8 protein-coding genes are annotated in these 15,293 nt (G+C 58.9%); 2 read left to right on the top strand and 6 right to left on the bottom strand.

Annotated elements, in window-relative coordinates:
* Nucleotides 1–138 precede the first annotated feature (138 nt).
* Nucleotides 139–2,469, top strand: coding sequence for an ATP-dependent helicase HrpB (gene hrpB, locus HDF16_RS16860; RefSeq protein WP_184218923.1), 2,331 nt, complete (start codon nt 139–141; stop codon nt 2,467–2,469).
* A gap of 68 nt (nt 2,470–2,537) precedes the next feature.
* On the opposite strand, the gene HDF16_RS16855 is transcribed toward hrpB, so the two are convergent.
* The 6 genes from HDF16_RS16855 to HDF16_RS16830 all read right to left on the bottom strand — a co-directional run bounded on the left by HDF16_RS16855 (nt 2,538) and on the right by HDF16_RS16830 (nt 12,924).
* Nucleotides 2,538–4,013 carry an alginate export family protein gene (locus HDF16_RS16855; protein WP_184218920.1) on the bottom strand — a complete coding sequence of 492 codons (1,476 nt, stop codon included), beginning with the start codon at nt 4,011–4,013 and terminating at the stop codon, nt 2,538–2,540.
* 86 nt (nt 4,014–4,099) lie between these two features.
* Nucleotides 4,100–5,362 carry an MFS transporter gene (locus HDF16_RS16850; RefSeq protein ID WP_184218917.1) on the bottom strand — a complete coding sequence of 421 codons (1,263 nt, stop codon included), beginning with the start codon at nt 5,360–5,362 and terminating at the stop codon, nt 4,100–4,102.
* Nucleotides 5,363–5,501: 139 nt separating this feature from the next.
* The gene (locus HDF16_RS16845; protein WP_246409182.1) at nt 5,502–7,745 is read right to left on the bottom strand and encodes a molybdopterin oxidoreductase family protein; all 2,244 of its coding nucleotides are present in this window, start codon (nt 7,743–7,745) and stop codon (nt 5,502–5,504) included.
* The gene (locus HDF16_RS16840; RefSeq protein ID WP_221312818.1) at nt 7,742–9,313 is read right to left on the bottom strand and encodes a DmsC/YnfH family molybdoenzyme membrane anchor subunit; all 1,572 of its coding nucleotides are present in this window, start codon (nt 9,311–9,313) and stop codon (nt 7,742–7,744) included. Before HDF16_RS16840 ends, HDF16_RS16845 begins: the two co-directional genes overlap by 4 nt.
* 51 nt (nt 9,314–9,364) lie before the next feature.
* Nucleotides 9,365–11,134: a diflavin oxidoreductase gene (locus HDF16_RS16835; protein ID WP_184218911.1), complete on the bottom strand. Its 1,770-nt coding sequence runs from the start codon at nt 11,132–11,134 to the stop codon at nt 9,365–9,367.
* Nucleotides 11,131–12,924: a NirA family protein gene (locus tag HDF16_RS16830; protein WP_184218908.1), complete on the bottom strand. Its 1,794-nt coding sequence runs from the start codon at nt 12,922–12,924 to the stop codon at nt 11,131–11,133. The genes HDF16_RS16835 and HDF16_RS16830 overlap by 4 nt, the downstream gene beginning before the upstream one ends.
* Before the next feature lie 440 nt (nt 12,925–13,364).
* Between HDF16_RS16830 and HDF16_RS16825 the strand changes: the two genes are divergently transcribed.
* On the top strand, nt 13,365–15,074 hold the full coding sequence (locus HDF16_RS16825; protein ID WP_184218905.1) for a uroporphyrinogen-III synthase: 1,710 nt from the start codon (nt 13,365–13,367) through the stop codon (nt 15,072–15,074).
* Nucleotides 15,075–15,293: the final 219 nt, after the last annotated feature.

Here is a 15,293-nt window from a genome sequence, read left to right as displayed (position 1 = left end):
GATCAGTGAAAAGGATTGGCTTCGATATTAGAACGAGAGGTGGAAGAATTCTTGCACCGTTTATTTCGAGGTCCCGTTCGAAGATACGGTTTCGGCTTAAGTGAACAATATTGACGGCGCAAGAGTGCGCATGCTTCGATGGAACGAGTGAGTCTAAAGCCAGCGCTTCCGGTAGATGCGGTCCTGCCGGAGATCCTCTCTTCACTGCGGCAGACACCCAATTTGGTCATCGAGGCACCTCCGGGCGCGGGCAAGACGACCCGCGTTCCACCCGCGATCCTTGGCCTTGTCCGAGGCGAAGTGATCGTCCTCGAGCCCCGCCGCATCGCGGCACGGATGTCAGCCCGAAGAGTCGCATGGGAGCTTGGCGAAGAAGTTGGCGGCACAGTTGGCTACCAGGTCCGCTTCGAGGAGAAGACCGGCCCGGCCACGCGGCTCCGATTCGTCACAGAAGGCATCCTGACGCGCGGGCTCATCAGCGATCCGACCCTCAAGGGAGTAGACGCAGTCATCCTCGATGAGTTCCACGAGCGGCATCTCGATAGCGACCTCGCGCTCGCACTGTTGAAGCGCCTCCAGCAAACACGTCCGACACTCCGCATCATCGTGATGTCTGCAACACTCGACGCGGCACCCATCGCTCGCTTCCTCAACGACTGCCCGGTTGTGCGATCAGAGGGCCGGATGTTCCCACTAACGGTCCGGTATACGCCGTATTCATCGGAGCCGCTTCCGATCCGGATGAGGAAAGCTGTGGAGGTGTTGATGAAGCAGCAGCACTCCGGGAGCATACTGGCTTTCCTTCCTGGCATCGCGGAGATCCGGCAGTCCATGCGAGAGTGCGAGGCGGTTGCGAGGCAGTCCGGCTTGATCATGCTGCCGCTGCATGGCGATCTCTCTCCAGCGGAGCAGGACCGGGCGGTCCTGCCCTCTCCGGAACGGAGATTGATCCTCGCGACGAATGTGGCTGAGAGTTCCGTGACGGTCGAGGGTGTTACCGCCGTGATCGATAGCGGACTGGCGCGTCATGCCACTTATTCGCCGTGGACAGGTCTGCCGACCCTGCACGTGGGGCGTATCAGTAAGGCCTCCGCTACACAGCGGGCGGGACGCGCCGGTCGCACCGGGCCGGGCGAAGTGATGCGGCTCTATCCCGAAGAAGACTATCTGTTGCGACCGGAGCACGATACTCCAGAGATCCTGCGCAGCGATCTGTCGCAACTCCTGCTGACTCTACGGGCGATGAAGATCACTCATCTCACCGATCTTGATTGGATCGATCTCCCACCCGCAGAGGCGATACAGAGTGCCGAATCGCTGCTCGACCAGATTGGCGCGACGGGCGATATGGCGCAGCGCATGACTCGCTATCCGCTGACCCCGCGCCTGTCTCGCATCGTGATCGAAGCCTTGGATCGTGGCGTCGGAGAAGATGGATGTCGAGTTGCCGCGATGCTCAGCCTTGGAGAGCGGAGTGAGAAGAACGATCTTCTGGAAGCGATGGACCAGCCGCAGAGTCCTCGCGAGCGACAGCATACCGAACAACTTCTCCGCATGGCGCGGCCTACTGGCAAAGCTCATCACGACGACAACGCGCTGCTGCTCTCCGTTCTTGCGGGCTTTCCCGATCGCGTTGGCCGCCGTCGGCTGGGCAGCCAGGTGCTGCTATCGACAGGCATCTCTGCCGAAGTCGCTGGCGGAGTACCAGCCTATGAGTTTCTGATCGCCATCGACGCGGAGGATCGCAAGGAGAATGCCTCGCCACTCGTCCGCATGACCGCAAGAATAGAGCCGGAGTGGCTTCTCGATCTCTTCCCTGGTGGTGTGAAGGAAAGTTCAACGGTCGTGTGGAATCGCGGCAGTGAGCGAGTAGAACAGGTGAATGCATTGCTCTACGGCAAGCTGGTTCTTGAGGAGTCACGAGGCCCAGCGCCCGATGCCGACGCAGCCGATCTGCTCGCGCAGAAGGCGCTCGAGGCCGGTATCGAAAAGTTTGTGGACCGAGAGATGCTCGATAGCCATCTGGCTAGATTGTCGTTCGCGGGCTTCGACACTCCTGATCTTCACGAGACTCTCAGAGATCTATGCCTCGGGCTTCGTAGCTTCGCTGAGCTGAAAGAGGCCTCGAAGGATTTCTTTTATCTCATGGAGCAACAATATGACTCCCGACTGTTGAACGAAGTTGCTCCGCTCAGCGTCTCTCTGAAAAGCGGACGTCCTGCGAAGATTCATTACGAGCAAGGCAGACCGCCGTGGATCTCGTCTCGTCTGCAGGACTTCTTTGGCATGAAAGAGACGCCCAGAATTGGGCAGGATAGAAGTCCGCTCGTCGTCCACCTGCTTGCTCCAAATCATCGCGCGGTACAGACTACGACGGATCTCGCAGGCTTCTGGGAGCGTCTCTATCCGCAGGTCCGCAAGGAGCTGATGCGCCGATACCCCCGCCATGCATGGCCCGAGCGGCCGTGAACAAGCCGCATCTCGGGTAGACGAGAGCCAATGTACCCGACGATCGCGGGCAACATAAGCGGCGCAGTTTAGTGAGAGTGCGCACCTGCTGTCTGCTGTAGCCGGTATGTCAACTCGAAGTAGCCGTAGTTCGCATCGCGATCTGACGTATAAATGGCTCCCACCGCGCTCTTTCCGAAGACGTGAGCATAGTAGGTGCTCAGAGCGAGTTGCTTCGTAAGCACGATGTCTGCGCTGATGTCATAGACACTACTGAAGCTCGACACCTTGTTGCCGGGACGGCCAACATAGCCAAAGACCTTGCGGTCATAGGCTCCCCCGCCCTGATACCAGAAGTCCCCTGGCGCAGTGAGCTTCAGAAAGTGCAGGTCAGTTCGCACTTCGATCTTCTTCGACGGCTTATCGACCAACTGAACGAACGAGTCTGTTGAGTTCATCATGTTGTAAAAGGGAAAGCGTGCGTAGGTACGTGGAGTGGGAAGCACCTGGAAGAACGTGTTGTGGGTTCCGTCCGTATTGTTGTTGTCCCCTGTTGTGCGAAGGTAGCCGCCACGCAGCCAGGGCATGGTGCGAAGGGAGTCTACGCGAATGCCTGCTTCTGTAGTTACCGCAGCAGCCGAGTGATCGAGGCGCCCCCACGTACCGGACTGGCCCGCGCCCCAAACTAAGAAATCAAGGGTTGCGTGACCGGCTGGCACAGAAGCAATCATGTCTCCGCCATAGGTACCGATTCGAATATTTTTATGATCCAGGGCCCGGGCCGCAGCGGTGCGATTGTCTGTCTTGGTCAAGCCAGTGCGGCCATCATGATAGCCAAGTCCGAATCCCCGCATGAGGACGTGGCCCTTCGCGAGGGCGCGGGTGTACGCAAGGTACTGAATGTCCACGTCCAATTCAGGATTGGCATTCATGTTGAATACACCCTGCGTTGCGCGGCCAGCCATAGCTGTGAGATTCCAGGACGTGCCGCTAAGCTTTCCGTCTGCCCCGTCGAATGAGCGCTGGCCGTTGGAGAATCCGAAGTTGCCGATGAGTCTCTGAGCAATGCGGTTGGTCTGAAGCCATCCGAGGGTGGCGTCCTTCGGCGCGGTCTCGATACCGTCCAGGAACTCAAATCTCCCTATACGCACGGAGTCATGCTCGGCCTTAAAGTGGTAACGAAGAAAACCCTGACGGAATGAGGCAGCCGCCGGGTTCGAGTTGTTTGAATTCGCCGCGTAATAAGTGCCTCCAAGTCCGAGTTGGCCCTGCGCGGAGACAGCCGAGACAGCATCGGTGGGAAGCGAGAGCTCTGCGCTTTGCCCGAGTTCAAGTTGATAGTCCCACTGACGAATGCGCTGCGTGAGGCTAAGGCGGAGCAGCGAATCTTGGTGTGCGTAGGTCTCAGAAGTGGGGGTTGCGGCAAACCATTGCGTGACGTTCGTGCGCTCACGAATGACCGCTGTAAAAGTAGGAGTTGAGGACGGCTTGGTGGCCGGAGCGGTTTGTGCGAAAGCCCCAACGGAAGAGACAAGCGCGGCAAGGCACAATACGTTAACTTTCATGATCGATCTCCTAAAAAAGACATAAGTGGGCTGTACCAGCGAGGCGTTCACGCTGGGGCGATTTGTAGCGCTGAGGAGTTGATTGCCTAGGCGGTCTGCAATTCCGGTTCGGCGTCTTCTGATGGACTGGCGCCCGACTCCGCCGGAACAAGTGCCCGGCCACCGGCGCCAACCCATGTAGCGGTCCACCTACGAGAGACGATAGCGAGCATGACCAGCACCATCGTCGCGAAGGCCGCATAGCAACCGAAGCCGAGACCGAAGGAGCCAGTGTGCTGCTTCGATTGACCGAGTACGTTGGGCAGTATGCCGCCGCCGAGCGCTCCGATTTCGCCAATCATGCTGCCGGCCAGGGCAGTTGCCATGGGCCACCGCATGGGGACTAGCTGGAAGGTGGCACCATTGCCTGCGCCGAGTGCCGCGAATGCAAGCATGAACAGCGCCGTGGTGATCGCCAGCGAAGGAGAGGTTGCAAGACCAAGCAGGCTGCCGATGACGACGACGAAGACGCCGTAGAGCGCGTGGATGCCACCGAACTTATCGGAGGACCAGCCTCCGATGACACGGGCTCCGCTACCAATCAAAGTGGCGAACATGGTGAGCGTTCCTGCCTGCGACTTGGCAATATGAAACTGTGAGACATAGAGCGAAGGCAGGAAAGTGGCGAGGCCGAGGAAGCCACCGAAGGTGATGATGTAGATGAAGTTGAAGTACCAGCTGTCTGCCTTGAGGAAGATGCTGAGATGCTGCCCGAGGGTGCGATGCTCGATGTCCGGTGGCTCTTTGGCGAAGACGATCATGACGATGAGCGGCAGCAGCATGAAGAGAGCGGCAATCCCATAGACATGTTCCCAGCCATAGATCTTCGCCAAACGCGGGGCGAAGAAGGCGGCCAGTGCGGTGCCGCTGTTGCCTGCGCCGGCGATACCCATGGCGAGCCCTTTGTATTTCTGAGGGAACCAGCCCGATCCGAGCGAAAGCGCAACTCCAAAGCTGGCGCCGGCGGTGCCGAGAAGAACGCCCATCGCCAGAACATTCGAGAACGAGTGCACGAAGAAGTAGCCATATAACAGAGCCACAAGGATGCAGCACATCTCCACAATAGCGGCGCTCTTGCGGCCGATGTACTGGCTGAGCACGCCTAGCGGGAAGCGCATGAACGCGCCCGACAACGTCGGAAGCGAGACCATCAGGCCGATCTGGGCAGGGGACAGGTGGAACTGCTCACTGATGAATGGACCCATGGCACCGTTCAGTACCCAGACTGCAAAGGTGAAGTCAAAGTAGAGGAAGGACGCAAAGAGGGTCATAGGATGACCGGATTTGAGAAACGATTTAGCGTTGGCCACGGCGAAGCTCCTGAAGATGATCTTGAGATGTAGAAGCGGTGATGCAGAGGAGCGACAACAGGAGCGAACGTCCGGGTTCAGCTCAACAACTGATCTCGCGGCGACCATGGGCGCGAGGATGAAAGCTAGATCAGCGCATCTAATTCAACGTGGATCGCTCCACGCGAACAGCGCACTGTTTGAAATTGGGCTCGCGGCTGATGGGATCGAAGGCCCCCAGCGTGACGAGGTTTGAGTTCTGCTCGGCGAAGTGGAAGGGCATAAAAACCTGACCAGGAGCCACGATCTCCGTGACGCGTAACTCTACCTGGGTAATCGAAGCACGTCGCGAGCGGATCGTGACGGGATCGTGCTGACGCAGCGAGAGGCGCTGTGCGTCGACGGGATTCATCTCCAGCCATGCGTTGGGGACCATGCCTTCGAGCATGGCAACTGCACCCGTCTTGGTCCGCGTGTGCCAATGCTCTACAGTGCGCCCGGTGTTGAGGATCAGATCGAACTCTCGATTGGGCTGCTCAACAAAAGGCAGGCAAGGCACACAGTGCAAGAGCGCGCGACCACCTTCGCGGGGGAAGACGCCATCCTCGTAAAGACGTGCACCGCCCCACTGTGCGCCGCCTTGGTCCTCGATCTGTTGCCAGGTGAAGGGGCTGTAGTCGCATAGCCGACCCGCAGAGACCTTCTGCCACTCGAGCCATGCGCTATGGGTTGTGGTCCATCCGGGAAAGAGCTTATCCTTCACACCGAGGCCCTCTGCCAGTGCCATGAAGATATCGAAGTCGCTGCGAGCTTCGCCGGGCGGCGTGGCGAACGAGTTGACTTTGCTGATGCGCCGCTCGGAGTTTGTGTAGGTACCTTCCTTCTCACCCCAGATAGCCGCAGGTAGCACGAGATCAGCGAACTCCATCGTAGGTGTCGGGTAGAAGCCATCCTGCACAACGACGAACTCCGCAGTGTCAAAGGCCTGCTTGAGCAGGTTGTAGTTTGGAAAAGAGACGATTGGATTGGTGGCAATGATCCAGAGCGCCTTCACCTTCCCTGTCACTGCGGCTTCGATGATGTCGGGATAGGCTAGACCGCGCGCAGAGGGGAGTTCGCTCTCTTCAATATCCCAGAGGCTCGCGAGTTCTTCGCGGTCGTTCGCGTTATCGAACTTGCGATAGCCCGGCATCGAGGACGCGAACCCGCTCTCTCGCGTACCCATCGCATTGCATTGCCCGGTGATGGAGAACGGCGATGCACCCACGCGCCCGATGTTGCCGGTCAGCAAAGCCAGGTTGTTAATGGCTGCTACAGTGACCGCTCCTTGCGTGGAGTGATTGACGCCCATGGTCCAACCGATGAACGCTGCTTTGGCGCGGCCATAGATGCTTGCGACCGTCTCAATCGTCTCGACCGAAAGTCCCGTGACCTCGCTCACCGCTTCAGGCGTGAACTCCGTGACGAAGCGAACAAAATCATCGAGGCCGTCGACATGGTCGCGAAGGTAGTCGCGATGGACGAGTTGATCACGCAGCAGAATGTGGGCGATGCCATTGAGGAGCGCGATGTCGGAGCGTGGCTTCACGGGCAGATGAAGGTCGGCCATCATAGCAGTCTTCGTAACGCGCGGATCCGCAACGATGAGCACCTGTCCCGGCTTCTTGCGCAGGCGGTTGCAAAGGATGGGATGGTTGTCGGCTAGATTGGAGCCAACCAGAAGAACCACATCCGCAGTCTCGAGGTCGGCGTACGCACCGGGGGGACCATCGGAACCAAAGCTGAGCTTGTAGCCCGACACGGCGCTGGCCATGCACAGGGTGGTGTTGCCATCGTAGTTGCGCGTGCGAAAGCCGAGTTGCACGAGCTTGCCGAGAGTGTAGAACTCTTCGGTCAGAAGTTGCCCCGTGCCGATGACTCCCAGCGCTTCGTTTCCATGCCTGACCTGCAACGCACCAATGCGCGCGATCATGGCGTCCAGGGCTTCGTCCCAGCTTACAGGCTCCAGGGGTGTGCCTCGGCCACCTTTACGAAGCATAGGCGTCGTCGCTCGTCCAGGTGCTTCAACGATCAGATGTTCACTGAGTCCCTTGGGGCAGAGCTTACCAAGATTAACCGGGTGCTCGGGGTTACCGCGCGCTGCTACGGGGCGGCCATCGCGTGTGCCAATCAACATACCGCACCCGACGGAGCAGTAGCCGCAGGTGGTCTTTGTCCATTTGTCCGCAACGCGAGACTCGGAGATATGTCCGAAGCGTTTGTCCTTTGCGTAGCGATAGACGCTGCGGCTGATGTCGAAGCCCAGCCACTTTCCGACGCGCTGAGCCAGCGACATCGAGCGCATGGCGATGCGCTCCTTTGCACTGGCGTTGGCGGGCTGTTGCCCGGTCGTCGGATTCGTCATGCCGCCCGCTTCGCGTGTTTGCCGGTTGCACCGAGGAAGGTAAGTGCCATGCTGCGCGGTACAACAGAGACGAAGAAGAGATAGCGGTTCACCAGAACGGCCGCCCCGGCGGCGACAAAGGACAAGATGGGAAGTGGAATAGCAAGAAGTAGCGTGGCGGCTACAGCGCAGCTCCATGCGAGACCAACCTGCCGGGATAGGAGCACGCCGCGAAGGTGGTCATAGGTCGCGCGAAGCTCAAAGACTTCAGAGTTACGGAGCCGCAGTGTGCGAAGAACCTGATTGAGCAACCACGCAGCGGCGATCAGCGCCATCCACCAGGGATGGATATGGAAGTGTGGTGCAGTGTCTGCCATTCCGGGCAAGCGCCACTTACCGTAAAGCCACTGTGAAGGCATGGCCAGCGAAGCGTTGAGCGGCGCGCCGAGTAACAGTGCCGAGAGTAGAAAGTCGATTGGTGTGTGTACAAGGTCCCAGGCGGGGCGCGCTTTGACCAGATAGATGCAGGCGCTGGCGCCGGTTCCCATCAGCCCAAAGAGGGCAGTGGCCGCCGCCAAGGGCAGCACGGCGCGCGTGAGATTCAGATGGAACAGCGGCGACCACGCTGCGGCTGCACATGCAGAGAGAGTGCAAAGAAATAATGTGAAGCAGAGGACTTCGCGGCTCAGCCATGAGCGTCTCCACATCTTCAAGGCGCGCCAGGCATACGCCGGACGTCCCAGATGGAAGACCGAGATATTGATGGCAACAATGGTGACGAGCAGCAGAAATGCCAGGCTGGCAGGAGTGAGATTGTGGTCGAACAGCAGAAAGCAAAGCAGGCCGAACGCCGCCTGCATCGCCGATGTCATTAGCACCAGGGAGCCGTGGGCGTGCTCCAAGGGAATCTGGCTGGTGTCCACCCGAGCCAGCTCGGACACGGCTGTCTTCGGCAGGGTGATGCGAGTGGTTGAGATGGTTTGCTCAGCCGGTGGCATGCCCGGGGATTCGGCGAGCGCAAAATCGTTTACCCATTCGGCGAGGTTCACGATTTCAATCTGGATCGCATTCTCCGGGCAGGCGTTCACGCAGGCAGGCTCACGCCCATCCAGAAGCCGGTCGCGGCACATATCGCACTTCCCCACCACGCCACGTTCCGGATTGAATTGCGGGACGCTGTAAGGGCAGTTCCATACGCAATACTGGCAACCAATGCAGGCGTCAGCGGAGTGCAGGACGATGCCGGTGATTGGATCTTTGGTGTAAGCGTCGACCGGGCAGCCGCGCACGCAATCCGCACTGACGCAATGATTGCAACCCATGGAGAGATAGGTGCGGGAGACCAGCGGATAGGTGCCGCCTTCGAGTTCGCCCACCCGTCGCCACTTGATGTCTGCCGGATTGCCGTTCTGCTCGTTGCAGGCGACTTCGCAGGAGCGGCATCCGATGCACTTCGTCATGTCAAAGTGAAAGCGGTACTGCTCTCCGGGCTCAAGCGGCCGGGACGGGATGAGCAAATCTACCAGCGACGGTGCGGCACCGCTCTCGATGAGCGTCATCCGCACAAGCTCTGCGCTGTCGGTCTCCATTGCCCGTTCCTGTAGTGGTAAAGCCACGTTGTTGCTCCCGAGAGGTGCGTGTTAGTAGATGTCGCGGTGATAACGGCTTTCGTCCTGCAGCTTCGTAACGTATTCCTGTGCGGCTTCCGGGCCCATGCCGCCATGCTTTTCGATCAGTGCGTGGAGCGCGGCATCGACGTCCTTTGCCATGTAGGTTGCGTCGCCGCAGACGTAGATGCGAGCGTCTTCCTGCAACCAGCTCCAGAACAGGGCACCGTGCTCGAGCATGCGGTCCTGAACGTAGATCTTTGTCGCCTGGTCGCGTGAGAAAGCAGTGTCCAGACGCGTGAGGTGGCCGCTGTCACACATCTCCTGCAGCTCATTGCAATAGAGGAAATCGGTCTGCACACTCCGCTCACCGAAGAAGAGCCAGTTCTTCCCCTTATGTCCAAGCGCCCGGCGCTCGTGCAGGAAAGATCGGAAAGGAGCGACTCCGGTGCCGGGGCCAATCATGATGATCGGCGTCCTACCGTCCGCGGGCAGCCGGAACTTCTGGTTGGGCTGGATGTAGACGGGCACAGTCTGTCCGACTTCAAGCCGGTCGGAGAGCATGGTCGATGCCACTCCACCGCGTTCGCGGTTGTGGGAGCGATATTTGACCACCGCTATGGTGCAATGTAGCTCGTGCCCATGGGCGGCAGGGCTTGAAGAGATGGAGTAGAGACGAGGCGTAAGTCGTGGAAGTATGGCGAAGAGCTCGGACGGCGACTCGATGGCGCCTCGATACTCGCTCAGAAGGTCGATCAGCCCGCGGTCGTAGAGGTACTTGTCCAGGTGACCGCCCTGTTCAGGCTGAAGAAGAGTCAGCAGATTCTTGTGCTGTGTCCTGCTGGCGAAAGCCTGCACCATCTTGCGGCTGGCGCGGGTGTGCTGATAGAGCTGGGTCAGTGCGTACTGAACGGTGGTTGAACCGATTTTGGGGAGATCGACTGGCGTGGTCCCGTCGAACGGCAGGAGTGAGATGATCTCATCCACGAGAGCAGCATCGTTCTGCGCGATGACGCCGCAGGCGTCACCGGCTTCGTAGGGCAGAGATTCATTCAGCTGTAGCGCGAGATGCATGGTGAGCTTGCTTGAAGTTCCGGTGGTGAGAGCGCGACGCTCCACGATCTCGGCCGGGAATGGACTATCGCGGGAGTACAGGGAGGGCTTCGCCGTGACGGACACGGGGGCGATGGGCACGGCGGCGACGGATACGCTCGGACTGGCACCATTCTTCTTCCCTATGGTGGCGATGCAGGTATCCTTCCACGCGGCAAACGGAGCATCTACATCCACGTCGCTCTCGACCCGACCGATGATGCGTGTTGCGCCGAGATCTGCCAGGCGTTCATCGAGCTCTACGCCGAATTGGCAGAACTGCTCGTAGCTGCTGTCGCCGAGAGAGAAGACAGCGTAACGCAGCGAATTGAGGCGGGCGCAGTCCTCGGCCAGCAGGGCGTCGCGAAAGGAGCGGCTATTCTCGGGAGCCTCACCGTCGCCGTAGGTGCTCGCGAAGATCACGGCGCAGCGTTGGCTGGCAAAGGAGGCCATGTCCGTTTCTGCCAGCGAAGCAAGGACCGGACGATGACCGTTAGCCTTGAGATCCTTGGCAAATTTTTTCGCAAGCCGCTCCGCCGTGCCGCTCTGGGTAGCAAAGTAGAGCGCAACCTCTTCAGAGGTGGCGGATGGCTGCGCCGCCGTCTGCGTGGCGGTCGAGAACATGCCAGCGAGAAAGCCATTCAGCCAGGCGCGCTGGTCCGGGTTGAAGGGGGCGTCATCGGGGATGAAGGGAATGGGCTGAGGATTCATGCCATCGTCTCCAGGTTGTCTGTTGTTCCAGCTATGCCGCGGAGCTCCTCGATGCTGTGCCGTCGTGTGAATTCGAGAAAGCTCTCCTCGCCTTGAGAGCACTTTCTATAGCCCGCAAACAGAGCGTGCAACATCGGGAGAACCTCTGCGTACTTGATCCCCGGGAAGAGCTGCCGCGCGATCGCCTGATCGCTATCGGCGCCGCCGCCAAGGTTGATCTGATAGCCCTCTTCGCCGCCTACCTTGACGCCCATCAATCCGATGTCTCCGATGTAGTGCTGTGCGCAGGAGTTCGGGCATCCGGTGACGTGCAGATTCACGGGCTGTTCGAGGGCGAACGAGGCATCGAGTGAGCGCGCAATCTCCAGCGCATGAGCTTTGGTGTCTGTCATGGCGAAGCGGCATCCGCGGCTGCCGGTGCATGCTACGGTTCCGCTCTGCACGCGACCGGCGTCGATCGCCAGGCCAGCCCTCTTCAGCTCCGCACAGGCTTCAGCGACGCATTCTTGAGGCACGTTCGGAATGAGAAGGTTCTGCCATACGGTAAGGCGGATTTCGCCTGAGCCGAACCGATCCGCGATCTCCGCGACGGCTAGCGCCTGTTCCATGGGCAGCCATCCCACAGGAATGCAGACGCCGATGTAAGACCTGCCGGGCTGCGATTGAGGATGGATACCCAAGTGACCGGCCCTGTCGACCGGGCCACGAGGCTCCGCGACGTTGGCGTCGACGTGAAGGACCGGGAAGGCGAGCTTCTTCGCTGTCTCCGCAACAAAGCGGTCTATGCCCCACCGATCGACCAGATACTTGAGGCGCGCCTTCTTCCTGTCTGTGCGATCGCCATTCTCGGCAAAGACGCGCACCATGGCCGCGGCGACGGCGACTAATTGATCCGGCCGAAGTAAAAGGCCGCAATCCGTTGCGAACTGCTTATGGCCGGTGATGCCGCACAGAAGAACCCGGAAGTAGATCCCCGCGGGAACCGACCTGTCATCCGCGACCTTGACGGCTACAAAACCAATGTCATTGGTGTCGGCGAGCGCACTGATGGCACCGCCATTGTCGAAGGCGATGTTGAACTTGCGGGGCAAACCGAACATGTCGCGAGAGTTGGTGATGTAGTTCTGCAACGCATCGGCAAACGGTTGCACGTCGATCAGTTCCTGCGGATCGTAGCCGGAGATAGGCGACGCGGTGATGTTGCGAATATTGTCCGCGCCAGAGCCAAGGCCGCTCATGCCGAGCTTGCGAACGCTGTTGAGAACATTCACGATGTGTCTCGGCGCGAATTCGCGAAGCTGCACATTCGAGCGAGTCGTCAGGTCCAGGCGCCGATTGCCCCAGCTCTCTGCGATCTTCACCAGCCCGCGAACCTGATGCGAGGTGATGATCCCTCCGGGAGCGCGCAGGCGCAGCATGAAAGAGTCCTGTGCGGGCGCGACGTGGAAGAGGCCATGAAATTTGAATCGATAGCGCTGCTCCGCGTTCGGCGCTTCGTCACGCGCGGCTGCGTCCAGCAGTTCGTCCCACAGGTCGAGTGAGTTGGACTCGTACTTCCACACCTCTTCGGCGCACAGATCGGAGATCGGCGTACCCCAGAAGGTCTCTTCATTCTGTGGTTCGGCCAGGTTCCGCGCATTGGAACCAGGCTCATAGGTAATCTGCGCGGGCGATAAGTGCGCAACGAACGGTCGCTGCTGAACGCCGGCGAAGAACCCGCGCAGATAGTGAGTCTGCTGATCCGTGAACCCGGAGTCAGGCGTCGCGTTTGGTGGAGAAACAGTAGACATAGTCGGCCTTAGAACACTCCGGAGAACCGGCGGTTGTGTCCTGAGAGCCTGAGATCAAAAGCATGTAGAAAGATGTGCGGTTAAGCATCCATAGGGCAAGCACAGGATTCACCACGCAATTCGGGTGATCTCAGGCTCGTCAGGGAGCTCCGATAAGGAAATATCAGGTTAGGCGAGAGTGTGGACGCTTCGAGGAGTCTCACGAGAAACGATGCAGGTCGGGAAGATCCCCCGGGCACCGTTGATTTAGCGAGTATAGGAACAACTCAGTGCTAACGCAACATTTTTTTATTGGGATCGCTTTCATCGGCGCCAAGCTTCTTTTGAAGAGCCAAGGCGGGAGACGGCCGGGAGAGTCCGCCCGAGCGGCAGTATACTAAGCCCGATCCTCTTCCAATCCAACTTTACAGAGATCGCACCTGCTTCCCTTAGGAGGGCGCATGCCTCATGCAAGTTTTGACGGACTCCGTGTGTTATCGCTGGAGACCCGCCGCGCGCGTGAAGTGGAGAAGTTGATTTCTACCTACAACGGCGATCCGCTTGTGGTGCCATCCATGCGAGAGATCCCACTCAGCTCCAATACGATGTGCCTCGAGTTTGGGCGACGCCTTCTCGCAGGAGAGTTCGACATCATCATCTTCATGACTGGAGTGGGTGTCACGAAGATGCTCGAAATTCTCGACTCATCCTTTGACCGTTCGCAGATTGTCGAGCAATTGCGAAAGCGTGAGATCGTGGCGCGGGGAGTCAAGCCGTTAGGCGCGCTGCGCGAACTGCAGATCCCGGTGGCAGTGACCACATCTGAACCCAGCACATGGCGAGAGGTTGTCGCGCAGATCGATAAGACATACGGGGAAAGGATCGGGACTCTGTCTGTCGCGGTGCAGGAATACGGAGCGACGAATCCAGAGCTTCTTGCCGAACTGGTGCAACGTTGTTCCTCGGTGACCAAGATCCCTGTCTATCAGTGGGGGCTGCCTATCGATGTAGAGCCGCTGCAGCGGAGCATCCGCGAGATCATCGATGGATCAATCGACGTCGTTCTGTTTATGACGGCGGTGCAGGTCATTCACCTGTTTCAGGTGGCAAGCGGTATGGGCGTGGTTGAGGAGATGCGCCGCGCCATGCAGTCGATCGCAATTATTTCGGTGGGCCCAACGACCACTGAAGAGATTCTGCAATACGGGCTCAAGCCTGATTTTGAACCTTCCCGGCCACGCATGGGCTTCATGGTCAACGAGGCGGCACAGTATGCCCGCAACGTGTTGGCTGCAAAACGAACGCCATCTGCCGACTCCGATGCGCAGCGGACCTTCGAGCCTCCAATTCGAGTGAGTACGAATGCCAGCCCACCGGCAGCTCGGTCAGCATCATGGCCAGTGCAGCAGGTATCTCTGTCGACCCCGACGATGGCCGGCTTTCGCGATGGCCTCGCGCCACTTGACGTGCTTCAACAAGTAAGCGGAAGTCTAATATCGAGCGACCCGTTACATGTCGTACTGTCTCGGATCGTCGCTTGTGTGTGCTCGATCGTGCCTTGCGAATCCTGCTTTATCTACACGCTGGAAGAAGACAAGCTGGTTCTTCGAGCGTCGAGAAATCCGCACGCGGCAGAGATTGATCAGCTCAAGATTTCGCTCGGACAGGGTGTGAGCGGATGGGTGGCCGAATATCGCGAGCCAGTAGCCATCTCCGAAAAGGCCAGTGACGATCCGAGGTTCAGTGCTTTCAGGAGCCTTCCGGAAGACTCTTTTGAGGCCATGCTTTGCGTTCCGGTACTTTGTGCCGGCAGGGTTGTGGGCGTGCTGAATCTGCAGCATAGACAACCCTATGTGCACACTGAGCTTCAGCGAAGGCTTGTTGCAACGATCGGCGTCCTTGTCGGTGCGGAGATTGAGCGGGCTCGATTGGAGACAGAAAATCTGCAGCTTTCTGACCGGCTCGAATCGCGCAAGGTGATCGACAGGGCGAAAGGGCTTCTGCAGAGGGACCTCAATCTATCTGAAGATGAGGCATATCGCGTTATGCAAAAAGAAAGCCGGGAACGCAGAAGATCGATGCGAGAGATTGCGGATGCTGTACTGCTCTCGGAAAATCTGAGGGCCGGCCGTCTGTCCGTCGCGACTCGTAAAGGTACCAGCACTCGATAGAGAGCAATTGGCTTCCTGTCTCCAGCCTGGCGGGCACAACGCCGTTTGTATCAATCTTCAACGTCGCGGAGATGGGAAGTAGCGTGATAAAAGACATCTCGAAAACATATCTCGTTTATTCTGCGAATTCCCTAGTTTATTTAATTATTAGTGGACGTGATCGGGATCGCACCGATGACTTCTCCCATGCCATCGGGCGATCCGCTTCTTAGTTCCTCC

Source organism: Granulicella aggregans (assembly GCF_014203275.1).
In the GTDB taxonomy this organism is placed as follows: Bacteria; Acidobacteriota; Terriglobia; order Terriglobales; family Acidobacteriaceae; genus Edaphobacter.
Note: the sequence above shows the minus strand (reverse complement) of the source record. Positions and strands in the feature narration are given on the sequence as shown.

Coding starts and splice junctions, on each gene's coding strand:
- hrpB (WP_184218923.1), top strand. CDS start 139: ATGGAACGAGTGAGTCTAAAGCCAGCGCTTCCGGTAGATGCGGTCCTG.
- HDF16_RS16855 (WP_184218920.1), bottom strand. CDS start 4,013: ATGAAAGTTAACGTATTGTGCCTTGCCGCGCTTGTCTCTTCCGTTGGG.
- HDF16_RS16845 (WP_246409182.1), bottom strand. CDS start 7,745: ATGACGAATCCGACGACCGGGCAACAGCCCGCCAACGCCAGTGCAAAG.
- HDF16_RS16840 (WP_221312818.1), bottom strand. CDS start 9,313: ATGGAGACCGACAGCGCAGAGCTTGTGCGGATGACGCTCATCGAGAGC.
- HDF16_RS16835 (WP_184218911.1), bottom strand. CDS start 11,134: ATGAATCCTCAGCCCATTCCCTTCATCCCCGATGACGCCCCCTTCAAC.
- HDF16_RS16830 (WP_184218908.1), bottom strand. CDS start 12,924: ATGTCTACTGTTTCTCCACCAAACGCGACGCCTGACTCCGGGTTCACG.
- HDF16_RS16825 (WP_184218905.1), top strand. CDS start 13,365: ATGCCTCATGCAAGTTTTGACGGACTCCGTGTGTTATCGCTGGAGACC.